This window comes from Nostoc sp. CALU 1950, from assembly GCF_051172895.1.
Taxonomy (GTDB): domain Bacteria; phylum Cyanobacteriota; class Cyanobacteriia; order Cyanobacteriales; family Nostocaceae; genus Nostoc; species Nostoc edaphicum_A.
In genome coordinates this window covers 1-24,087 of record NZ_JBDNJQ010000087.1, presented here as the reverse complement: position 1 = coordinate 24,087, position 24,087 = coordinate 1, and the positions used below count along the sequence as shown (strand labels likewise).

Here is a 24,087-nt window from a genome sequence, read left to right as displayed (position 1 = left end):
AGTAGTGCGATCGCTAAAAATATGATTAAAGATGGTACTTTTGAGTAGCAATATACACGAATTACAGCTATTTATAGATAGATGAGCCGTTTTTTCATTGCCTTCCTACCATCCCAGGACATTCAAGACTACGCCAACCAGATTAAGCAGGACTTTGCCGATCGCTATTCTAGTAGTGGAGCGCTAAAATCTCCGCCTCATATTACTCTGCAACCGCCCTTTGAATGGGCAGATGCTAATTTACCACTACTAGAAGCATCCTTGAAGGAGTTTGCTCGTGGACAACAGCCACTAGCAATTACACTCAGGGGGTTTGATGCCTTTGTGCCTCGTGTCGTATACATTAATGTAGTCAGAAGTCAAGAACTTTTGACTTTCCAAGCTAATTTAATGGCTTATACAGAAAGCAACTTGGGAATTGTTGACCAGGTTTCTAAAACCCGCCCTTTTGCGCCCCATATAACGGTTGCGTTTCGGGATTTAACAAAGCAGAACTTTAAAGCTGCTTGGCCAGAATTTGAAAAGCGTCAATTGCATTTTGAGTTTACTGCCGACAAATTAACACTGTTGCTTCACGACGGTAAGCGCTGGAATATTAAATCGCAGTTTGCTTTTTTGACTTGATGATAATTTAGGGTTTAACTCTCAGTGAGTTTCATCCGTAACAGGAAGGATTATTGTAAACTCTGTTCCTTGTCCTAGAACAGAATCCACCTTGAGCGTTCCCCCATGTCGCTCTAAGACAATTTGTTGAGCGATCGCTAATCCTAACCCTGTTCCTTTACCCACAGATTTAGTGGTGAACAGGTAATCAAATACCCGTTGCTTCACTTCTTCAGTCATGCCGATACCATTGTCGGCAATCCGAATCGAAACTTGTTCTCCATCTTCAGAGAGACGAGTTTGAATTAAAATCTGATGGGGGGTTGCTTGAATATTTGCTAAATGGCGCTGCCGATGAGACTCTTCTAATGCATCGATCGCATTGGCTAGCAGATTCATAAATACCTGGTTTAGCTGGCCTGCAAAGCATTCCACTTGAGGTAAATTGCCATAGTCCCTCACCACCTCAATTGCGGGGTAATGTTCATGAGGTTTTAGGCGATGTTTGAGAATTAAGATGGTGCTGTCTATGCCATCATGTAAGTTGAAAGGAACTTTGTAATCCTTATCAGACCTGGAGAAGGTGCGGAGGCTAGTACTAATCTCATGGATGCGATTGACTCCTAGCTGCATCGAGTCGATTAATTTGGGCAAGTCTTCCCGTATATACTCCAAATCAATTGCCTCGATTTCATCTTCTAAATCCTGTCCTGGATTGGGTAACTTTTCTTGATATAAGTTAATTAGCCCAAATAAGTCTTGCACATAATCTTGGGCGGGTTTCAAGTTCCCAGCAATAAAGCCAACGGGATTATTAATTTCATGGGCAACTCCGGCAACGAGGTTCCCCAGTGCTGACATCTTTTCATTTTGAACTAGCTGAAGTTGGGTTTCTTGGAGATGCTGGAGTGTCTGTTCTAGTTGGGTTGCCTGTTGGCGAGTTTTAATCAGTAAATCTGTCTGTTGGAGTGCAACCCCCATTTGGGCAGCAATTTGTTGGGCAAATTGAATCTCGGAGGTTTGCCAGTGACGAGGTTGATCGCATTGGTGAATACAAAGCAGTCCCCAAAGTTCGTTATCTTGCATAATTGGCACAACCAGCAAGGCTCTGATACTGAATTGCTCCAAAATTACCCGATGGCACTCTAGCACTTCATCTGCTTCGATGTCTGCCATTGCACAGAAACGTCCCTCTTTATATAGAGTTGCGTAGTTTTCGCCGAAGCAATGATCTTGAATTTTGATAGCCAAGGCAGAAGGAAATGCAGGTAGTACATCTTCGGCAATAAATTCGCCGTATTCGTACCCCGATTCAAAATGAAACTGATAGATTCCCACCCGATCGGCGTTCAGAATGGGACGAATATTCTGGGTGACAGCACAAAATATTGCATCCATGTCTAAAGATTCTCGCATCTGGGTGACAACATTAAACAAGGTCTTCTGTTGAGCGAGCGATCGCTCCACTTGTTGAGCATAAGTCTGCGCCTTCTGATAAAGGCGGGCATTTTCCAGAGCGATCGCAGCTTGAGTACAGAGCAGATTCAGGATTTCGACGCGATCGCTTGTAAATACCCCAGTGGTTAGTCTATTCTCTAAATACAAAATTCCCAACAGTTTGCCTTGATGAATAATCGGTGTACACAACAAACTCTTGGGTTGTTCACGAATAATGTAGGCATCACCCATTAATAAAGGATGGGTAGTTGCATTGGTAATAGTCGAGGGTTGCCAGGTGCGTTTAACGTTATTAATCAATGAAATAGGTAGATCCTGTGAGTCTTCTAGAGGCAGCGATTGCATTACTGTTGATGATTGGCCAACTGTAGTAATTGCCTCAACCAGCAACCTTTGCTTTTCGAGTAATAGCAATACACATTTATCTGCTCCAGCATTTTCAATTACTACATTCAGCAATGTCGAAAGCAGTTTTTCTAGCTGAATTTCACTAGAGAGTGTGTGGGAAGCTTTGAGGAGTGTTGCTAAATCCAGTGCAACTGACACACTACTACTGGCAGATGTCGTGGAGGTGACATAATTTAAGTTGAGAGTGCCGTTATCATCTGGGCTAATTGTGACATCAGCTATCATCTGTATTTTGTCTTGTTGCAGAATGGGAGCTAAAAGATGCGGATAATTTCGTTCTAAATCCTCAACCTTGGCTTTTGCTCCCCAACGAGAGTATGCATAGTAGGCATTGAGTAAATAATCCTGAGCAATTCGCTCTTTGCCCCATCCCAAGTAAAATCGGGCTGCAAGTTCGTTTGCTAAAGCTTCTTCATTGAGGTATTGATTTTCCTGAGCTAAAGCAATAGCAAAATCATAATATTCAACCGCTTCAATTTTATTGCCCAAAACGCGATGACATTCCGCTTCCACTAAATAATACTTGTGCAGGTGATTTGCTGGAATATGGTCAGCCCATTTTTTGATCTTTTCCTGGTTGGCAATTACCTGTTGCTGAATGGATTGTTGTTCTGCTTGAGAAACTTCAGCATAGATAGCCAAATGTGCCAGAGAGTCATAGGTTTGGAAAACTGGAACTAGGAATAATCCTGTAGCACCACCCAAGTAATTTTTGATCGCGATCGCAGCTTCAACCGCTAGCTCAAACTTACCAAATATATAGCAGAGGACTAGTTTGCTGACATAAAAATAGCACAGCGCGGTTTGATCGCCTGAGCGCTGGAGGATTGGCAACATTTGCTCTTGATCGAAGGCATTACCAATCAGTTCCCATGCTTGGGGAGCATCGCCGATTAAATTCAAAATTCCTTGCTGAAAAATAGTTAAATGACTGAGAAGACCTTCCTGTTTGAGGTGAGTCAGTTGATCGCGGAAGGCAACACTTTCCCGGCTGAGATCACCCAGTTCTTTGCCAACAAACCAAGAGTGCATGACGTAAACGAATGCACAGATAGTAGCCGATTCTAAATCTCCCGTTTCCAGCCCACTTTGATAGCCTTCTCTGAGAAATGCTAAGGTATTTTGGAGCGGCTGCTTCCAATGCCACACACTACACTGAACTCCGACATAGGTTCTGGCTTTCATTTCTTTGGCATTCAACTGTTCAAGCAACAAGTGCGCTAGTTGTGCAAACTCATAGCCACACTCAATGTCTCCGATCACCCCACATAGCATCAGTCCGTAGTAGGCATAGCCATTTGCTGAGTATGAGATATTGCCATATTGAACCGATAAATTCACCTGCTCAAGAATAATAAATGGTAAAAGAGATGGCGCGACAACATAAGCAGAAGAAGAGACATTTGCAAGAATCCTGATGGCGGCTATCTTTTCCGGCTCCGTCATCTGGGGTAAAGTAATTAAATCTAACGGCTGCCTACCTGCCAGGATTGAGTTAGTTGCCGCACACGCTTGGGCAATATCAGATTCACTCGGTTGCTGGGGAAAACTGACTCCGAGACACTCCAAAATCTCCAGGGCAATTTGCACTGCCTCTAGAAATTGATGTTGGGCTTGAGCTGCTTGAATTTTGATTTCATAGACTTTGACTGTATCTAACAGAGTGCTGGCATTTTCCAAAATAACTGCCGCAAATTGTGGCATCTGCTCTAGATTGCCACTCAAATAAGCAGTTTCGGCAGCAGTTTCATAAAGAGCCAGAGTTAGCTGATATTGTGTTTGCCACCGTTCCTGTGTCAGTAAGGCAATGCCGGTGGTGACATACTCAAATGCTGCTGTGTATGCAGTTGCAGCTCTTGCTTTCTTTCCAGCTTGCAGATTTAGTTGAGCAAGTTCAGCCTGCTGCGATCGCTCACTAATCAGCTTTTTGCCAATATTAAATTGGTTGACAATTTCAAAAAGTTTTTCCTCCTGCTGTGCCAGAGTTGTATTCTTCAGCAGTAGTTGCCCAATTTTGAGGTGAGTTGCTTGTTTTTGCTCCTCTGGGATAAGAGAATAGGCGGCTTGTTGGACGCGATCGTGCAGAAATTTGTAATTGGGTAATTGCTCATTATCCATTGGTAATTGGTATGATTCATTACCATTCCCCGACTTCTGGAAAAACTTATAAATTTCACTGGTTGGTAAAATCAATCCCTCTTGCAGCACTCTCCACAAGTCTACGGCGGTTTCATCTGGGGATTTTTCATAGACAATAGCCAGGGTTGCCAGGTCAAAAGAGTTACCAATACAGGCAGCTAGTTTTAAGACATATTGGGTAGAAGTAGGCAACTTCTGGATTTGATGCGCCATAAACTCGACAACATCATCGGTGAGCGTCAATTCTTGAATTTGAGCAATATCCCCTTGCCAGTAACCCTTCTCAATATCAAAGGTAATCCATCTTTCTTCATACAATGCCTTGAGAAACTGCGTGACGAAAAAGGGATTACCCTTGGTTTTCCGATATACCAATTCCATCAAGGGTGCTGCTAGTGTTGGGGGACAACTAAGGGTATCGGCAATCAAATGATTGAGGTCGGATGGCTTGAGGGGAGTTAGATTGATAGTATTAATTACCGCTCCAGTTTTGCCAATATCGTTCAATACCATCATTAGGGGATGAGCAGGGGAGACTTCATTATCTCGGTAAGCACCAATGAGCAACAGATAGCCCGTTTCTGTCTCACTCATCAGCAGTTGCATTAAAGCCAGTGATGCCGAATCTGCCCATTGCAAATCATCCAGAAAAATCACCAAGGGATGCTCTGGGGTTGTGAGTACCTGAATAAACTTTTGGAACAGCAGATTGAAGCGATTTTGAGCTGCACTCCCTGAGAGTTCAGGTGTAGGAGGTTGCTTACCAATAATCCGTTCGAGTTCAGGAATGACCTCAATAATCACCTGCCCGTTTTCACCCAAAGCAGAGAGAATTTTCGTCTGCCATTGTTCTAGTTGGGCATCTGTTTCGGTAAGTAGTTGCGCCATCAAGTCCCGTAATGCTAGGATAAAGGCCGAAAAAGGAATATTCCGCCCAAACTGGTCGAATTTACCTTTGATAAAGTAACCCCTCTGCCGGACAATCGGCTTATGGACTTCATTAACGATCGCTGTTTTGCCGATACCAGAGAAACCCACTACTAACATGATTTCTCTAGTACCACTACTAATGCGGTCAAAGGCTTGCAGTAGTGTAGCTACTTCAGTTTCACGACCATAAAGTTTTTCTGGAATGAGGAAGCGATCGCACACATCCCGTTGAGCAATTGGGAAACTTTCAATTCTACCCGTTTCCTTGAGTTGAGCCAAACAAATTTCTAAATCATATTTCAGCCCTAATGCACTCTGATAGCGGTCTTCAGCATTTTTCGCCATCAATTTCATTACAATGTCACAAAGAACTTCGGGAATCTCCTTTTCCCCCCTGCCCCCTGCTCCCTGCTCCCTGCTCCCTGCCCCCTGCCCCCTGCCTCCTGCCCCCTGCCTCCTGCCTCCTAATTTTTCTGGTTGTTTAGCAATGTGACAATGAATCAGTTCCATCGGATCATTAGACTGGAAGGGCAATTGACCCGTGAGTAATTCAAAAAAAGTCACGCCCAAGGAGTAAAAATCACTGCGATAGTCGATACCCCGATTCATTCGTCCAGTTTGTTCGGGAGAAAGATAAGCAAGAGTACCTTCCAAGACCTGAAGATTTTTAATTTCCTGGGTTTCTTTGGGCAGCAGAGAAGCGATGCTAAAGTCAATCAGCTTAACTTGTTTTGTCTCTGGATGAATGACGATATTGGCCGGCTTGATATCTTTGTGGATTACCCGGTGCTGATAGAGTCCGTTGAGAATGTCAGCTAGACGAATAGCGATCGTCAGAAATTCACTTAATTTTAGTGGCTCTATCTTAGTATATTGCCCAAGTGAAATGCCTCCAAAATCTTGCATCACTAGTGCATAGCTATTGCGATAGGTTTCTAGACTGTAGGGTTGAACAACACCAGGTAAGTCAAGATTTTTGGTGATTGTGTACTGATTGCGGAACTGCAATAGTTCACTAAAGGATGGGTAATCACGTTTCAGGTATTTGATGATCACAGGTCGCAGGTCTATATCTCGAATACCCCGATAGACAATAGTCTTAGAACTGAAGTAAAGTTGCTCAACAACTTGATATCCTTCGATTACAACTGTCCAATCTAGTTCTATTGTCATATATGCTGACCTCATTCCAACAATCTATTCTCAATGGCTATAATAATTAAGTATTCCCAATACTCAGTTTTTTGTAACATCATAATGTATTTATCTGGTCATTTTTTTTATGATGTTTTTTTGATTAAAATTAGTTATCTATTATATTTTTTTAGTATATAGAGCTATTAAAATAAATAAGTAAAAATTACTACACGGATAAATTGTGATAAATTCATCAGTTTCTTAATTAAAATTAACTTATCCCACAGCTAGGAAAAAATCGCTTGTCTGACAACACAGTTTGGCGATCGCTAGTTTTCTGTAATTGCCGTGAGAAAATCGAAGTCAGTGGTTATTGCTACTCATGACCACTGACTAATGACTAATGACTAATGACTAATGACTAATGAAGAACCCTGCTACTTTATAAGGATAAGCTCTGGAATATGAAAAGAGAGTTTGTTTTTCTTTCTAGTCACAATTGAGCGATATTTGATATTGGAGCTAATTTTGTTTTGGATTAATTGATGATTTATATATTCTCTCACCATCGGGGATACAGAGAAAAGAGCAGCATTTTTATCTACTAAACAGCGTTCTTGCAAAGATTCTAAAGCATCTAGTAATTGTTGTGGTGATATGGTAGATGATATTTGCGATCGCAGTTCTGAAAATGAAGCTGGCTGATAATTACTTGCTAACCAGTTAATAATGAGATTTTCTGGATCTGATAGGTGGTTAAAATAGTCTTTTAAAAGCTGGCTAATCTCACCAAACACTAATATTTTTTGGTTCAAAAACTCCGAAATATTTCCATCAAATAACTTGTGAATTTTGCTAGAAACTATATTTAATAACAATGGATTACCTGCATAGCTCTCAGTGAGTTGATGCCAATCACTGCTTGAACCACAAAAAGCACCTTTTGCTTTAAATATTTCTTCTACTTCTATTACTTTTAAACCTTTTAATTGCAATGTTCTAACAGGTAACTTTTCTCCTGTCAGATGCCTAATTTCTCTCGGCGTTTCCTGAATTGTAAGCACTAAGCAGCTTTGATGAAACGTTTCTGCCACTCGCCTTATGAGTTCGCTATAACCATCATAAAGTTAACGATAATATCCAATATTATATTTACCTGAAGCATCTTGTAAAATTGTCTCTAGATTATCTAATATTAATAAACAACGAGCGTTTTTTAAATAATGAATTAACTGCGAAATTCTGCCGTCTAAAGTTTTTGGTAAATTATTTTCCTGCCCTTCTGATAAAATTTGAATTAGATCCGCTAACATATCTTTGACTGATGGAGCATTGCGAAGACTGCGCCAAATCACAAACTCAAACTTATCTTGAATTTGCTCTGCTAGCTTTACTGATAAGCTAGTTTTACCCATCCCATCCATACCAAACAAAGTCACTACTCGGCAGTGTTCTTTGAGAATCCAGTGTTTCAGGGTCGTTAGTTCTGCTGTGCGTCCTAAGAATGCAGAGATATCGGGTGCTTCGCCCCAATCAGTTAAATTTTGGATTGAATGCTGATTACTAATTACTTCATCAGTGCGAGGTAGTTGATAATCACTGGGTTCAAGTAATAAATTAAAAGCCCGGAAACAGGTGTTTAGAGTTTGCTTGTCAACTCCCACTTGGCAGTGAAATACCTTCATCAGTGTATCTGGATCTAAGCCAGTGCGATCGCTTAAATCTTCCAAAGTGTAACGTTTATCTAAGTTTTCCCAACTTTGTGCCTGACATTTCGCGGTTTGAAGTTTCTGAAATCCTTGAGGTGTCAAAATAACACCCCGTTTGCGCCTGCGTTGTAATGGATTCATTACTGTCTCTTCGGTTTTATATATACATTCATAAACAGGACTTACGCAGACAACAGCCGAAACCCTAATTCTCAGATAGGGATAATTCCTGAATTACCCCAGAGCGCGTATAGTTTTGCGTAAGTCCTCATAAAGTAATAGTCAGTAGTTAGCGCCTATAATATGCCGCCAAAAATCTACTCCACTCAAGAGGGTGCTACAAAGATGAGATATGCTTTTCCTGAAATTAGGTTTGTTAAATATTATGAATATTTTGATTAAAAATAGCTTTTTTGCAGAGCAACCAGAGAGAAAGCGGAAGTTTTACTTAAGTTATCGGTAGATGAAATCCTTGCTGGTTAAAGCTTTGGGATATTGACGACCAAAAAAGTTTAAGTTTCTTTCTTAAGTTCCTTAACTTCGGTTGTTAGGGCAGGGTTAGACGTGCAAAATACAAAAAGTTTTCCAATTCAAAAATCCAGTGAAAAATTTAAGTCGCATTTTTATAGTTCTCCTCACTTTTATTCTCTGGCTAGGTGGGCTGAGTCCGGCTTTCGCAGATGATAAAACAGTATTAGGTGTAACCAGCCTTTACAGTACTTCAGAGCAACAAGAACAAGGAGTTAAAGTCTATAAGGATATACTCCAATACGGAATTGCTACCCCTTTTTCTCTGCCTCCAGATTTTCAGATTCCTGCTACTAAAGCAGAGTTTGATCAAAAAGTAGTACCAGGACTAATCAAAGTACTTGGAGATGGTTCAGTTACTAAAGCTTGGTTTGACTTTCAGGCTGGAGAAGCTCAAATTGCTACCAAAGAATTGTTTAGTATTGATGCTCCTTTGGGGCAGAAAATATATAGTGTAGTAGCTGGAAAGCCTTTACAACAATGTCCTCTAAAAATTCAAGATACTCAGATTGATTTCTTTCTAGATTCAGACAAAGCAGTTGAAAGAGCTAAAGAACTAGATGAGCAAGGTTACTTTATCTACGTTTCTCCTGTTAAGGAATTACGCAAGAAAGTTCTTGATGCTCTGTATGAGCAATATAGTGGAAGTAATAATCCATCTTGTTTCTTGGTTAACGGTACTACTCAGAAGATTACAGTTGATTTCCAAGATCCAGATATTTACCCTTTACTTCCTCCTCAATTGCAGTCGCCAGGGAAGAACAAACCACTCGTTTTCTTACCTAAGAGTGGAAGTGAGTTTTTATACGTTGTTAACGCGAGACAATTATCTAGCTAGTATTCCACCAGATTAATTTTGATAAGTTCTTAGTGGGTAGCACAGCTAGCTGTGCTACCTTGCTGCGTAGTATCATCATCAATGGTTAATAATAAGCGATCGCACTTTCTTTAATTCTTGGTGTGTACTCGCCTACGCCGAACGTCTCAAAGAGTTGCAGCTTGTTATCACACATCGCTTAACTTTTGGAAAGCCTTGCAAACAAGAAATGTTAGATTTAGTTATTTCTACTTACTTAGTTTTTGTAAGACAAGATACATTAAATGGTAGTTTAGTAGCAAAGGAACCAAAAAGCATGGCCGTTAGTAGCCCTGAAGTCATCCGTCATATATTGATTGGACTGGGATATTTAGCTCCTGAAATTGATCCTAAGCCGGATCTGACTAAATTTGCTCCCTGGAAACGGAATAACAACTCCTTGACAGATGATCCTACTGAAGAGGCAATTAAAAAGTTTCAGAAACAGTACTCACAAAAACTTGTGGTTAATGGTAACGCTGATTCCGAAACTCGAACTGTAATGGAAGATACAGTCAAAGGGCTTCAGAATAGATTGAAGTTTCACGGTTTTGCAACCAATGCTGAAATTCCTCCAGACAGACCTTTTTATGGGCCAGCTACTTATACAGCAGTCAGGAAATTTCAGAAATCTCAGGGTTTAACTGAAAATGGCATTGCTACTATTGAACAGCGTCAAATTCTACAGCAGCCTACTCTCACAAATAAGCCCCAACCTCAGCCCCAGACACAACTCAGACTGATAGATTTGTTGTTTCAATTCAAAAAGAATCCTCAAAATACTTCTTACATCGCAGCCCTAAATAACTTACAACAAAATCTACCCAAGGACGTTTTACACAAAGTTACTAACAAATGGAGGGGAACAAATGATCAAAATCCTGAGATTGTCAAGCTGACGAATGTGTTCACTTATTATGATGACAACAATCAAAATCATCGTGATGCACTAAATCACTTACAAAGTCAGATTACCCCAGCCATCTCTCAAGCATTTTTAAGTCTCTGGAATAAAAAGTAAACAAATCTGACTTTTCACGTTATGTGGAAAAAGTAACGATTAACCTAACCCCCTAACCCCCTTCCCGATGCGGGAAGGGGGAAATTCAAAGTCTCTCTCCTTTTAGGAGAGAGATTTAGAGAGAGGTTTTCCAGATTCCGTGAAAAGTCAGGTAAACAAATAGGATGTAAAGTAAAATTCTAGGTGCTGACTACAAACCCTCAAAACTAGCTTGACATCCGAAAATTAAAAACCAGGTTTCTGATCTCTGCTGAGTCGGAAACCTGGTTTTTTAACAATTCAGAATTCTGAGTTCTGAATTCTGAATTCTGGTTTAATACTCAATTCCCGGTTGCGCTTTCACACCTTGATCGCGGAAAGGGTGCTTAACTAGGGTCATTTCGGTTACTAAGTCAGCACACTCAATTAAAGCAGGTGGTGCGCCTCTACCTGTGAGAATAACGTGTTTATTAGCTGGTTTTTGCGCCAAACCTGCTAAAACGTCTTCTACTGGTAAGTAAGCCATTTTGAGGGCGATATTGATTTCGTCTAACAATACCAGATGAAAGTCTGGGTTGCGGATGTATTCTAATGATTTCTCCCATGCGGCGCTAGCTTTGTCAAGGTCGCGATCGCGGTCTTGAGTTTCCCAGGTAAAGCCTTCGCCCATTGCGTGAAATTCTATCTGGTCTTCCCAATAGCTGAAAACCCTTTTTTCGGAAGGTTCCCAGCTACCTTTGATAAATTGGATGATCGCTACTTTATACCCATGACCGAGCGATCGCAACACCATTCCCAAAGCCGCAGTAGTTTTACCCTTACCGTTACCAGTATTTACAATAATTAACCCTTTTTCTGGTACCGCTTCTGCTATGCGCTTGTCTTGCACTTCTTTGCGTCGCTGCATCTTTTTGCGGTACTGTTCATCAGTCAAAGATGAAGACATTACCTCATCAATCAAGCGCCCAATCTCTTGGTCTTGGTTCAATTCTGGTGGTGTATCGTTTTTCATCAAGCTAGTATGCAAATAACTGTTAAAAGTGTTGAGAAGGAAGCGAAATTATGCTTATAATTTTATTTTATCTAAATCACATAAGTTGGATATCTCCACTAATATTTTATAGGAAAATATTGATCATGCCTTAGTATTTTTAAGATGATTTGCATACAAGTGTGTAAAACTATATGATATACAAACTGAACTTATAATTTGAGTTTAATATTACTGTTTTAAATATTTTAATATGTTAATTAAAGCACTTTACCAAGAAAACTTTGTTATTTTCTCTTTTGATATAGTCACCAGTCAAACTACAAACTGAGGGCGTTAGCTTAACTATCAGGGGTTATGATATCTGATATCGGTAGTTATAGTTTTATGGATGCTTTGGTATGAAATTATCACCCAAACTTTTTTATGTCCCTCATTCTTCGTCTTCATCCAATTCATCATCCTCACTCCAATACTGTTGAGGTGCATTTCCGTGAACTTCTAAAATCTTTGGTTTTTTGATTTTGTTGTCAGGTGGATTAATTGCTTCTAAGTGCACATCAAATTTCCAGTTGTCGCCAAAATCATAAAGATAGGTCATTTTACCACCTGGTTCGAGAGATAAATCACCAATCTGCACTTGGTCTGCAAATGGGGGTGTTTCCATATAGGCATGACCAATTTTTATTATGCGACCAAAACGGTCTTTATAACTAAACTCGTACAGGTGATCGTAGTCAAAGTCAAAAGCATCGAGAATTATCTCTGCTAGCCAGCTTAATGGTTTTTTTGCTGGGATGGCAATGCGTCGCCAAGCCTTAAAAAGGGATACTTTGAAAATATAAATCCCATCGGTGAAGCCTTGCTTTGGAACAAGTAAATTATGATCCCATTCTGGAAAAAATGGTTGTAAATGTGACTGTAATTTTCCAAAAATCACATTTACATCATCCTGTAATTCTCCTCGTATCCCCAGGGGAAATAGTAATTGCAACAGAGCATCACCAAAGGGCAAGCGTTGTAAACTAGTAATACGCCATCCCTTGCCTTCTTGTGGTTTCCCATGTTTGATAGATAACAATCCAAACAACTCTAACAGAGCAACATTATGCAGACCTGGGTAATAACTAATATCGTGTTGGTGTTCATATTTAGGGAATTTTAAACCTTTCTCTGGGACGCGAGGCCAAAGTTGAATACATCTAAATAAATTCCCTAATGAATCTTGATGTTCACCCAAAATTTCGTTATTTCCCCAAATCAACCAGGCTTCTAATAAGTTGAAATAGCGTTCTGTTGGATTCAGGCTTGACCAGGATTGTAAAGTTACTGCGTCTAAAACTAAAAACTGCTTCTTCCCTTGGGATCTAATTTGGGCTATTCCAGAACTGCGTAATAACAGATATAGTCCATTAATGTAGGGGTATGATTTCTGTACGGGGCGTTTGAGTTTAATTTCAATTGGGTGACTTAACCGAGAGTTAACTTCTGATAGTACTTTTAGCGGTAGAAGGTTATTAACACTACTAACTTCTACTCCATTTGGTTGTAAGAAATCTATCAGAGTTTGAAAATCATGCAGAATTGTACCGGGTTGATTTTCATCAATACTGAGTTCTTGTAGGAGTTGTTGTTGTGACTCTGTTATAGAAGGCAGTTCAGGATTGAGTGTGCGTTCTAGTCGCGCAAATAAATCTTCCATAAATAAAAATTCTAAATTCTAAATTCACAATTTAACCTTCTGTGTAACCTGTTTTATTTATACTATGACTACAGAAGTTCACCTGATAAACATTGACAAACCAAGTATCACAACAGGACTATCAATACCGTAAGTTTAATGAAATGTGAATGATAATATTTTCACCTTCTACTTGACAATCCCAGGAATTTGATATGAATAGTAACACTCGCCTACAGATGATTTTAGCTGATACACGTATTAATACAGTATTACCTGCGATCGCTCAACTAAATCTACCGAACTGGTGGTTAGCAGGTGGTGCAGTCCGAAACACTGTTTGGTCTTCAATTTTTGGCAATGACTGTGGGTTAGGGATTAAAGATTTTGATATTGCATTCTTTGATATAGAAGGGAACCGTTCTCAAGAACTAGCAGCAAAAGCGACTCTCACAGAACAATTTCCTGATGACGAGTTTGATGTCAAAAATCAAGCCAGTTTTGCTCGTTGGCGTCTTGGTAGCAGACCCTACACTAGTACAGAAGATGGCATCACAGATTGGCTACACACCGCTACATCTGTGGGAGTTCGACTAGATACCCAAGGCCAATGGCAATTTTTCACACCTTACGGGTTGGATGACTTATTTGGTGGCATTATTCGACCTACGCCAACGCATACTCATAACTTAGATGCCCACAATAAGGCCTCTGGGTTTTTGCAAAAGTGTCCTTATCTGCGGTTGGCATAAAAGTTACAGTCGGGTTGTAGCAACTGGTTTGCGTTACAAGGAAATAATCGCTTTTTAATTTATAACCCTTGGATACAGAAGCGCAATGTTAATAATTTTCTACGTATTGGGAATAATTAAACTAGAACCCCGAACGGGGTTGATGCTAGTTTTGTAACTTTATAGTCGAAAATCAATGCCAAATCGTACTGGATACCAAATCAACTCGACTCTCCACGAAGGAATCCAAACAATTATTTATCAAGCACAAACGCCAAAGACGCAACAGCGAGTTATCCTCAAGCTGCTTAAAAATGAATATCCGACTCTCGAAGCCTTTACTCGTATTAAAAATGAGTATCAAATTCAGCAAGGTTTAGACCATCCCAATATAGTTAAAGCTATCAGTCTAGAAACCTTTGAAAACCGTGTAGGACTGTTATTAGAAGACTTTGGTGGTCAGTCTTTAGCTCAACTGCTACAAACAAAAAAACTTGACTTAATTAACCATTTAAAAATTGCTATTCAACTGACTAAAGCTTTAGATTATTTACATAAAAATCAGATTATTCATAAAGATATTAAACCTAATAACATCATAATTAACTCCCAGACAGGTATTGTTAAACTCACTGACTTTGGTATAGCCTCCCGTCTCAATAAAGAAAATCCCCAATTTAATAACCCTAACTGCGTTGAAGGCACACTTGCCTATATGTCTCCTGAACAAACTGGGAGAATGAATCGCATTCTTGATTATCGCACTGACTTTTATTCCCTTGGTGTGACTTTATATGAAATGTTAACTGATAAAACACCATTTTTTAGCCAAGACCCCCTAGAAGTAGTTTATAGTCACATTGCAGTTCAAGCGATAAACCCCCAATCATTAAATTCACAAATTCCTACCGCCGTTTCTGAAATTGTCATGAAGCTGATGGCAAAAAATGCGGAAGATAGATATCAAAGTGCTACAGGATTATTAGCAGATTTAGAATCATGCCTCAACCAGTTAGAAACCAAAGGAATTATTACTGATTTTGTTCCAGGGCGTTTAGATATATTGAGCCAGTTATTAATTCCTCAAAAATTATATGGTCGTGAAGAACAAGTTATTGAACTGTTAGCTGCATTTGAGCGCGTTACATCTGGGACTAGTGAAATGATGCTAGTTTCTGGTTATTCTGGTATTGGCAAATCAGTTCTAGTGAATGAAGTTAATAAACCCATTACTCGCAGACAAGGGTACTTTATTTCTGGTAAATTTGACCAATTAAAGCGAAATATACCTTATGCTTCTTTAATTCAAGCTTTTGCTTATTTGATGCGGTATTTGCTGACAGAAAATAATGAGCAAATAGAAATATGGCGGAATAAAATACTATCAGCTTTAGGCACAAATGGAAAAGTTATTACTGACGTAATTCCAGAAGTAGAATTAATCATTGGTACACAGCCAGAAGTTGCCCAAATTGGGGCAACAGAATCACAAAATCGCTTTAATCATGTTTTTAAAGAATTTATCCAAGTTTTTACCCAAAAAGAACATCCCTTAGTCATATTTTTAGATGATTTGCAATGGGCAGATTCAGCCACATTAAATTTAATCCAACTGCTCATAACTGATACAGACAGCAAGTATTTTCTATTTATCGGAGCATATAGAGATAATGAAGTTAATTCGGCACATCCTTTAATTCAAAAAATAGAAGAAATTAAAAATAGTGGCACGGTAGTTAATAATCTTGTATTACAACCTTTAAATTTAGAAAATGTAACTAAGCTAGTTGCCGAAACTCTCCAAGAAGTAGAAGCTAATCAGGATGAAGACATTAGAGTATTTAACAATAAAATTAGTCAATTAGCCGAATTAATTTGTAACAAAACAGGTGGAAATCCATTTTTTATAACACAATTAATTCAGGCACTTTATCAAGAAAATTTACTAAAATTTGACTTTGCTAATGCTAGATGGCAGTGGAGTCTAGAGGATATACAAGCAATTGGAATTACCGATAAAAATGTAGTTGAGTTAGTTGCCAGTAGAGTTGAAAAACTACCAACGCTCACCCAAGATGTTTTAAAATTAGCAGCTTGTGTGGGCGATAGATTTAGTCTGGATGTTTTATCGATAGTCAATGAAAAATCACCTTCTTTGACGGCTAATGATTTACACTCGGCTTTGCAAGCGGGATTAATTCTACCTTTAAGTGAAGCTTACCGTATTCCTTTAGTTTTTAATCAAGAAGAAGCGGTTAATTTCAATTTCGACACTTCACGGGTAGGTTATAAGTTCTTACATGACAGAGTGCAGCAAGCAGCATATTCGTTGATTCCAGAAGAACTGAAAAAATCTACTCACCTGAAAATTGGGCAATTGCTGCTCCAAAATATACCTAAAGAGGAAATAGAAGCTAATATTTTTGATATCGTCAATCAGTTGAATGTAGGTATTGTTAACCTAATAGAGCAATCTGAAAAAACTGAATTAGCACGATTAAATTTAATTGCAGGACGAAAAGCTAAAGCTTCTACAGCTTACGAGGCGGCTCTTAAATACTTCACAAATGGGATAGAGCTTTTAAATATAGACGCTTGGGAAACTGAATATACCTTAACTATCGGTTTATATGAAGGAGCCGCAGAGGTAGCTTATCTTGGCGGTGATTTTGAGCAGATGCAACAATGGGCTGAGGTGGTGCAGCAAGAAGCCAAAGTCCTTCTAGATAAAGTGAAAGTCTATGAAGTACAGATTATCGCTTCTATCATTCAAAGCAAGCAACTGGAAGCTATTCAGATAGCAGTATCAATTCTGCAATTGTTAGGTATAAGTTTTCCAGACGAACCCACATCAACTGATATTCAGCAGGGGATGGATGAAATCGCGGCTTCTTTGAAAGGTAAAGCCATTGCAGATTTAATTAACTTACCATTAATGACTGATCCTAATAAGATTGCAGCTATGAGAATCTTAATGGGAGTTCTCCCGGCGGCTTTTCAAACTGCTCCTGCAATGATGCCAATTATTGTCTGTAAAATGGTCAATTTGTCCTTAAGATATGGAAATACGGCTGTATCTGCCTATGGTTATAGTCTTTATGGATTACTTCTTTGTGGAGTTCAAGGAGAAATTGATTCTGGCTATGAATTTGGTAAATTAGCTTCACGTCTCGTATCACAATTTAATGCTGAAGAACTCAAGGCTAAAATTCTGACGGTTGTTAGCGCTCATGTTATGCATTGGAAAGAGCATATTAGAGAGACATTAACATCATCAATGGCAGGATATTCTAGTGGTCTGGAAACTGGAGATTTAGAATATGCTGGTTATTGTGGTTACATTTATCCCTATCATTCATTTTGGCTGGGTAAAGAACTTTGGGTTTTAGAAAAAGAACTGATAGCTTATTGTGATTCGCTGAAAAGAATCAAGCAACAAGTCGCTTTTACTTGGAACTCAGTATATTTGCAAACAGTTTTGAACTTGAAAGGAAGTTTTGAAAATGTAGACTGTTTAATTGGAGAAGCCTACGACGAGCAAAGTATGCTACCAATTCATCAGCAAGTAAATGATCTTTACACAATTAACCATTTATTTGTTAATAAGCTGATGCTCTCTTACATATTTGGGGAGTATTTTAAAGCTGTAGAAAATGCTGCGATCGCAGAAAATTCTTTAGGTGGTGTTACAGGGTTATTTGTTGTTCCACTGTTTTATTTTTACGATTCTCTAGCCCACTTGGCAATATATCATACTGCTAAAGAGTCTGAGAAGCAAGCTATTCTAGAAAAAGTCCGAGCTAATCAGCAAAAGATGGAACTCTGGGCTACTCATGCTCCCACGAATCACTTACACAGATTTTATCTCGTGGAGGCAGAACGGTATCAGGTTTTAGGTCAAAAGCTTGAAGCAATGGACTACTATGAACACTCTATTGCCAAATCTCAAGAAAACGGTTTTCTCCAAGAAGAAGCTTTAGCTTATGAGTTAGCTGGAAAATTTTATAAATCTCTAGGTAAAGAGTTAATTCATCAAACTTATCTAACTAAAGCCTATTATGCCTATATTCGCTGGGGTGCGATCGCTAAAGTTAAACACTTAGAATCAAAGTATACTTTCCTAGTAGGACAAACTACTACTATAGAAAATACTACTGCAAAAATAGATACAATTCATCTCACTACTAGCACCACTACCAATAGTAGCTTGAGCGATTTTTTAGACTTTAATGCATTCATCAAATTTTCACAAGCGATTACTAATGAAATTGTTTTAGAAAATTTATTAGGCAAGTTGATTAAAATTTTACTAGAAAATGCTGCCGCGCAAAAAGCAGTACTACTCCTAATTAAAGACAATCATTTGTATATCGAAGCTTCTGGAAATGCTGCTGATAATTTGGTGACAGTTCTACGCTCTATTCCTGTTGAAACCTATCAGGATTTACCGCTCTCTGTGATTAATTACGTTTTCCGAACTCAGCAGTATCTTGTATTAAATGATGCTATTCTTGCAGAACCTTTTAACCTTGATATTTATATTCAGAAATTTCAAACAAAATCAATCTTTTGTTTGCCAATTATGTATCAATCACAGCTTACTGGGATTATTTATTTAGAAAACCAGTTATCATCAGGAGCTTTTGTTCCAGAAAGGGTAGAAGTATTAAAAGTCTTAGTTTCTCAAATGGCCATTGCCATAGAAAATGCCAGCTTATACACAAGAGCGCAAGATAAATCTAGGGAATTAGAACAGTCAATAAAAGATTTACAAGAGGCGCAACTACAACTTATCCAAAGTGAAAAAATGTCTTCTCTGGGAAATTTAGTTGCAGGTGTCGCACACGAAATCAACAACCCCATTGGTTTTATTACAGGTAGTATTGCTCAAGCAAAAGATATTGTTAAAGATTTAATAGACTATCTGCAATTATACCGAGAAAAATTCCCAAATCCTGGCGCGGAAATTGAAGAAAAAGCCGAAGAAATAGATATAGATTTTCTACTAAAAGATTTACCAAAAATGATTGATGGTATGACAGTAGGGACACAGCGCATTCGGAATATTAGTACATCTCTCCGTACTTTTTCTCGTGCCGATACTACGTCCAAAGTATTAGCGAATATCCATGAAGGTATTGATAGTACTTTAATGATTTTACAGCATCGTCTGAAAGCTGATCATAATCGTCCCGCCATTGAAATAATTAAAAATTATGCATATATTCCATCAGTAAAATGTTATTTGGGACAATTAAATCAGGTGTTTATGAATATTATTGCCAATGCAATTGACGCTTTAGAAGAAGCAAATGTAGGTCGTAGTTTTTTAGAAATTCAAGAAACACATCCTAATATTATTACTATAGAAACTTATCTACAAGTAGATAATGAAAACGTGGTAATTAATATTAAAGATAATGCAAAGGGAATGACAGAAGAAGTTAAGAACTCTATTTTTGAGAATTTATTTACTACTAAATCTGTAGGAAAAGGTACGGGATTAGGATTATCTATTAGTCGGCAAATTATAGTAGAAAATCATGGTGGAAGTTTGACTTGTGAATCTGTCTTAGGAGAAGGAACACATTTTATAATTTCTATTCCTATTTTAGGAGAATAAGAGGTTTCTGATAGTTGTAGCCGGAGAACCCCAATTTTTTAAAATTTGGGGGAACTTATCACGAATAATTTAGGAGTGACATATTGATTATATTTGCTTTGTTGCAATTGATAAAAAAAGTTATTCGCTATTAATAAAACCATGTAAGTCTTAAGTTTATTACTTAATCAAATCTACATAAATTTAGTTATAATTAACACCTAAAATTTGTCATATACCTGCTATAACTAATTGTATACATCAAATCGTGTCCTAGTTTTATTATTCACTAAAAACAGATTTTCTGGCATATACAAAACATAATTGCTAGAAAATTATGCAAATAGTTTAGCCATTTTAATGAGCTACAACTATTAGCTAAAGATTTGGTTTATGGTAAAGTGCAAGATGCGAAAATAGTAAAAATTAAGGTGGCTATCCTGTGGAAAAAAGAAGAGACAATGGGCGAATAGTTACAAATGCTATCTCGTTTCTGTTAAATCGAATAACTCTGGTTGTGATTGCAGTTGCTCTTGTGCTGTTTATTGGAGGTAGGTTTGAAATAGCAAGTGCCACTCAACCTAACGCAGAATTAGAAATTCAAAAATTAACATCTTGTTATGCGCTGGGAACTGACGCTATTGGTGGAGGAAATCTACTAGAAGGAAAAAATATTTATCGGGATTGTTTTACTCAAGATTCAGTCCTCACTGCTATTTTTCCAGATGGCGCCAGTGAAACACGTTATGGGACAGATTCTTGGGCAGATTTTGTCTATTCAGTATTTCAAGGAAATGGATATCAAGCTACCCAACACCTAATAGGTACGATAAACATTTCAGTTGAAAATAATAAAGCAACAGCGACTTCTTATCTCCATGCGACTCACAAACGTTCGGAAACCAGCATTGATGTTGCTAATGGCACTTATGAAGATAAAGTCGTCAAAATAAATGGGCGCTGGAAAATTCGTAATCGTACTCTCAAACTGATCGATTTCTTGAATCTCAGCTCCCCAACTACTGCTTCTTCAAGCACTAATGCCAGAAGCACTAATTCCTCTGCTACCTTTGTCAGACCAAATATACCTCGTTTAAAAGAATAATTCTTCAGACCAGAATGGTATTAATACGGGTTGGATAAGTATTTTTTACCTCCCTAATAACCTAGAAAAAGGGGTGAATTTAAATATTCACCCCTTTTTTCTTTGCCACTTGATTGAAACATAGCGCAAGATAAAATTCAGTTTAATTTCAATAATTGGAAGCTTTAAAAAACTCTTGTAGTTAGCCTTGATTCTGTTTGATGTATGAGTAGAGAAGTTCGCGATCGCTCTGCGGATTTACAATTAAGCATGGACTATTACCGTGACTTCCATTACTTACAATCACTACAGTAATGCCCATGCAGGGACAAACTCCTAAACAACTGGTGCTAACTACCCGAAATTCACCCCATAAGCCCTCAAATTTCAAACGAGATTTCAACGACTCACTCAAAGCTAACGTCAGTGAGCAAGGTGAGAAGCTGCTAGGTGGTAAGCACATCCAAGGAAAGCTCATGAGTAAAGTAGTAAACCTACTGTTCCAAGAATTGTGTAAAGTTATTCCAGTGACCTGATGTTAATAACCCTTCATGCAGATGAAGGGTTATTAACCTAAACTTTCAGTTACCCTGAAAGCTGACACGATTGATAATGAAGGTAGGCGTTATCTTCACAAAATTTATGTTTTTAACTTGGTTCGACAGCAACTCTTGGCTACTGGAAATCGGCGGAAAACGAATACTGATTGACCCTTGGCTGGTTGGTTCGTTAATTTTCAGCAATTTGGATTGGCTGTTTAAAGGTTCGCGATCGCAAAATCGCCCAATCCCAGATAATATTGATTTGATCCTGCTCTCTCAGGGTTTAGAAGACCACGCTCACCCACCAACGCTTCAGGTACTCGACCACAGCATCAAAGTTGTAGCCTCTCCCAATGCTGCCAAGGTAGTACAGCAGTTAGGTTACACCCAAATTACTACTCTCGCTCATGGTGAAACTTTCAGTTTAAATAATCAAGTTGAAATCAAAGCTTTCCCCGGTTCGCCCATTGGCCCCACTTTGGTAGAAAATAGTTATCTTCTCAAAGAATTGGAGAGTGGGCTAACTGTATACTACGAGCCTCACGGTTATCATTCTCCACAACTTCAGCAATCTGCACCCATTGATGTAGTGATTACACCGTTTATTGATATGACGTTGCCTTTGCTTGGGTCGATTATTAAAGGTAAAAATAGCGCTTTAGAAGTAGTAAAGTCGTTACAACCTCAAGTAATAATACCTACAGCAGCTGGTGGTGATGTGGCGTTTGAAGGATTGCTGATGAAACTCATTCAAACTAAAGGAACTGCTGAAGAATTTCGTTCCTTACTTGAGAAAAATAATCTGGCGACACAGGTACTTGAGCCGAAACCAGGCGATCGCTTTGAACTACCATTAGAAAAACGAGCATTAGCAATTTAAGCTCACATCTTCCACCAGGCGATTAGAAATCGCGACTATACAACTAAGTCCACTAAGAGAAAATCAAGGTTTTTAACCCACGGAGGTGGGTTTTGTCTGTGTAGCCGCGACTTCTAGTCGCCAGGGCTAATTTCGTTCCATAGCTGAATTATCTTGCATATACACTTCCCTAACCGGAAAAGGAATTTGAATTCCGGATTTCTGATAGCGTTTATGTAACTTCTTAACAAATAGATGTTTACCAATACGCTGATCAAAATATTCATTTACGCGCATATAAAGCGTAAAATCTATACTAAAATCATTAAAAGTATGAAATCTGATATATGGTTCAATTCCTTTTAATTCCGGTGCAATTTCTTGCATGACTTCTTTGGCAACTTCTACAGTCACTTTTTCAACTTGCTCCAAATCGCTATCATAACTGACACCTACATCCATTGTTAAAGTAATTTCTTTTGCAGGTAAATGATAGTTGGTGAAAATTGCCGAAGACAACTTAGAATTGGGAACAATGACAACATTATTAGAAATTTCTTTAATGGTCGTATTGCGCCAAGAAATATCTATAACATATCCTTCATGCCCAGCATCTAGTTTCACATAATCTCCGGTTCTTACTTGCTTAGAGATAATTAAGTAAAACCCAGAAAACAAATTGGCAAGTGTGTCTTGAAGTGCCAAACCAACTGCTAGACCACCAATACCTAAAGTTGTGACTATTGGCGTAATTTGAATACCCACAGTTTGCAATATGATTAATGTTCCCAAAACTAAAACAGTAGTTTTAGCCAGGTTAGAAATTAGCGATGTGGGAACCCCTTCTGCTCTGCGGATAAATAAATTCACAAAACCAGCAGTCAATCTCGCTAAAACTAAGGTTACTGAATACAGCAGTGCGATCGTCAGAATTTTTTGCAGTACAATGGCAACATCTGGCTTGAGTGGAGAACTCAGAATTGCCCAAAAGAAACCGCCAATGACAAACCAAATAAAAGTCATGCGGTGCAGAGAGTGAAATATAATATTACCCCCGGCAATTCGTTTGTTATTAACGAATGTTTCCAGTTTTTTGAAGATAACTTTTTCACCAATTATCCCAGCCAGTAAGCCAGCTAGAATAAATGCTATGGGCGGAATCCATTCCATCATATCAATTTTAAATTTGGAATTTTAGATTTAGGAGAGCAGCATTTTTGCTGTGATTATAGCTAAATTTTAGCTTGTTAGTACAAACAATCAACTATTGCTCGGCTTTGAGAAAAAACAATTTGAACACATTTTATATCTGGTAGGTGCTTCTCCAGTCACTGATCTAGAAAATGCTTTAGGGCAATATATCTTATATTACGATATTCTCACTCGCTTAGAACCTGACCGCCGCTTGTATATGGCTATTCGTCAAGAAACCTATTCAGAAATATTTCAAGAAGCAATTGGTAAAATATTATTAGAAAATCAACGCCTTTTTTTACTTGTCTTCGACTCAAAACGAGAGGTGTTACTGCAATGGATACCTTAGATAATTATCGCCAAATTATTCAAAAAATATTAGACGAATACGCCCAACTTCCTTACGCTTACGGAGAACTAGAAAGACAATTAATTATAGATCAAACTGCTAATCATTACCTATTACTAACACTAGGCTGGGAAAATAATCAACGCGTGCATGGTTGCTTAGTTCATATTGGCATTATCAAGGACAAAATCTGGATTCAAAGAGACGGTACAGAATACGGTTCGGTTAAGACAAAAGACGCGATGAATCGCCGTCTCTACAATAATCGGTCTTTTGTAGAGACGGC

General features: G+C 38.5%; 16 protein-coding genes. 9 read left to right on the top strand and 7 right to left on the bottom strand.

Annotation, left to right across the window (positions count from 1 at the left end):
* The first annotated feature begins 81 nt into the window (after positions 1-81).
* Positions 82-624, top strand: a complete 543-nt coding sequence (locus tag ABF638_RS22245; RefSeq protein WP_435025147.1) for a 2'-5' RNA ligase family protein — start codon at positions 82-84, stop codon at positions 622-624.
* Between the two features lie 21 nt (positions 625-645).
* On the opposite strand, the gene ABF638_RS22240 is transcribed toward ABF638_RS22245, so the two are convergent.
* From ABF638_RS22240 to ABF638_RS22230, 3 genes are all read right to left on the bottom strand, one after another.
* Entirely contained in the window at positions 646-6,711 is a 6,066-nt protein-coding gene (locus tag ABF638_RS22240; protein WP_435025146.1) for a trifunctional serine/threonine-protein kinase/ATP-binding protein/sensor histidine kinase, read from the bottom strand.
* 401 nt (positions 6,712-7,112) lie between these two features.
* Positions 7,113-7,769, bottom strand: a complete 657-nt coding sequence (locus tag ABF638_RS22235) for a hypothetical protein (protein ID WP_435025145.1) — start codon at positions 7,767-7,769, stop codon at positions 7,113-7,115.
* Positions 7,770-7,802: 33 nt separating this feature from the next.
* A complete protein-coding gene (locus ABF638_RS22230) occupies positions 7,803-8,525 on the bottom strand; it encodes an NB-ARC domain-containing protein (RefSeq protein ID WP_435025144.1) in 723 nt (240 codons plus the stop codon).
* Between the two features lie 460 nt (positions 8,526-8,985).
* On the opposite strand from ABF638_RS22230, the gene ABF638_RS22225 reads away from it, so the two are divergent.
* Positions 8,986-9,750 (top strand): hypothetical protein, encoded by a 765-nt coding sequence (locus ABF638_RS22225; RefSeq protein WP_435025142.1) that lies wholly within the window; start codon positions 8,986-8,988, stop codon positions 9,748-9,750.
* Positions 9,751-9,958: 208 nt separating this feature from the next.
* Entirely contained in the window at positions 9,959-10,789 is an 831-nt protein-coding gene (locus ABF638_RS22220) for a peptidoglycan-binding domain-containing protein (RefSeq protein WP_435025141.1), read from the top strand.
* Positions 10,790-11,102: 313 nt separating this feature from the next.
* Here the strand turns inward: ABF638_RS22220 and cobO are convergent, their stop codons facing one another.
* Together cobO and ABF638_RS22210 are read right to left on the bottom strand one after the other, a co-directional pair.
* Entirely contained in the window at positions 11,103-11,780 is a 678-nt protein-coding gene (gene cobO / locus ABF638_RS22215) for a cob(I)yrinic acid a,c-diamide adenosyltransferase (protein WP_181928501.1), read from the bottom strand.
* 412 nt (positions 11,781-12,192) lie between these two features.
* Complete coding sequence (locus ABF638_RS22210; protein ID WP_435025140.1) at positions 12,193-13,461, bottom strand: plasmid pRiA4b ORF-3 family protein; 1,269 nt, start codon at positions 13,459-13,461, stop codon at positions 12,193-12,195.
* A 194-nt stretch (positions 13,462-13,655) separates the two neighbouring features.
* Here ABF638_RS22210 and ABF638_RS22205 point away from each other — a divergent pair, with 194 nt between their 5' ends.
* The 3 genes from ABF638_RS22205 (at position 13,656) to ABF638_RS22195 (ending at position 20,878) form a co-directional block, all read left to right on the top strand.
* The gene (locus tag ABF638_RS22205; RefSeq protein WP_181928503.1) at positions 13,656-14,192 is read left to right on the top strand and encodes a nucleotidyltransferase family protein; all 537 of its coding nucleotides are present in this window, start codon (positions 13,656-13,658) and stop codon (positions 14,190-14,192) included.
* Between the two features lie 175 nt (positions 14,193-14,367).
* Entirely contained in the window at positions 14,368-19,794 is a 5,427-nt protein-coding gene (locus tag ABF638_RS22200) for a trifunctional serine/threonine-protein kinase/ATP-binding protein/sensor histidine kinase (RefSeq protein WP_435025139.1), read from the top strand.
* Positions 19,795-20,215: 421 nt separating this feature from the next.
* Complete coding sequence (locus ABF638_RS22195) at positions 20,216-20,878, top strand: nuclear transport factor 2 family protein (protein WP_435025138.1); 663 nt, start codon at positions 20,216-20,218, stop codon at positions 20,876-20,878.
* 181 nt (positions 20,879-21,059) lie between these two features.
* On the opposite strand, the gene ABF638_RS22190 is transcribed toward ABF638_RS22195, so the two are convergent.
* A complete protein-coding gene (locus ABF638_RS22190) occupies positions 21,060-21,335 on the bottom strand; it encodes a hypothetical protein (protein ID WP_435025137.1) in 276 nt (91 codons plus the stop codon).
* A gap of 164 nt (positions 21,336-21,499) precedes the next feature.
* Here ABF638_RS22190 and ABF638_RS22185 point away from each other — a divergent pair, with 164 nt between their 5' ends.
* On the top strand, positions 21,500-22,279 hold the full coding sequence (locus ABF638_RS22185) for an MBL fold metallo-hydrolase (protein ID WP_435025136.1): 780 nt from the start codon (positions 21,500-21,502) through the stop codon (positions 22,277-22,279).
* Between the two features lie 126 nt (positions 22,280-22,405).
* Here ABF638_RS22185 and ABF638_RS22180 read toward each other — a convergent pair whose 3' ends face one another.
* Complete coding sequence (locus tag ABF638_RS22180; RefSeq protein WP_435025135.1) at positions 22,406-23,431, bottom strand: mechanosensitive ion channel family protein; 1,026 nt, start codon at positions 23,429-23,431, stop codon at positions 22,406-22,408.
* Positions 23,432-23,525: 94 nt separating this feature from the next.
* Between ABF638_RS22180 and ABF638_RS22175 the strand changes: the two genes are divergently transcribed.
* A complete protein-coding gene (locus tag ABF638_RS22175; protein ID WP_435025134.1) occupies positions 23,526-23,801 on the top strand; it encodes an element excision factor XisH family protein in 276 nt (91 codons plus the stop codon).
* The coding region (locus ABF638_RS22170; protein WP_435025133.1) for a XisI protein at positions 23,789-24,087 on the top strand (299 nt) is incomplete at its 3' end. The genes ABF638_RS22175 and ABF638_RS22170, both read left to right, overlap by 13 nt.

Coding starts and splice junctions, on each gene's coding strand:
- ABF638_RS22240 (WP_435025146.1), bottom strand. CDS start 6,711: ATGACAATAGAACTAGATTGGACAGTTGTAATCGAAGGATATCAAGTT.
- ABF638_RS22190 (WP_435025137.1), bottom strand. CDS start 21,335: ATGAGCTTTCCTTGGATGTGCTTACCACCTAGCAGCTTCTCACCTTGC.
- ABF638_RS22185 (WP_435025136.1), top strand. CDS start 21,500: ATGTTTTTAACTTGGTTCGACAGCAACTCTTGGCTACTGGAAATCGGC.
- cobO (WP_181928501.1), bottom strand. CDS start 11,780: ATGAAAAACGATACACCACCAGAATTGAACCAAGACCAAGAGATTGGG.
- ABF638_RS22230 (WP_435025144.1), bottom strand. CDS start 8,525: ATGAATCCATTACAACGCAGGCGCAAACGGGGTGTTATTTTGACACCT.
- ABF638_RS22180 (WP_435025135.1), bottom strand. CDS start 23,431: ATGATGGAATGGATTCCGCCCATAGCATTTATTCTAGCTGGCTTACTG.
- ABF638_RS22220 (WP_435025141.1), top strand. CDS start 9,959: ATGTTAGATTTAGTTATTTCTACTTACTTAGTTTTTGTAAGACAAGAT.
- ABF638_RS22210 (WP_435025140.1), bottom strand. CDS start 13,461: ATGGAAGATTTATTTGCGCGACTAGAACGCACACTCAATCCTGAACTG.
- ABF638_RS22245 (WP_435025147.1), top strand. CDS start 82: ATGAGCCGTTTTTTCATTGCCTTCCTACCATCCCAGGACATTCAAGAC.
- ABF638_RS22205 (WP_181928503.1), top strand. CDS start 13,656: ATGAATAGTAACACTCGCCTACAGATGATTTTAGCTGATACACGTATT.
- ABF638_RS22200 (WP_435025139.1), top strand. CDS start 14,368: ATGCCAAATCGTACTGGATACCAAATCAACTCGACTCTCCACGAAGGA.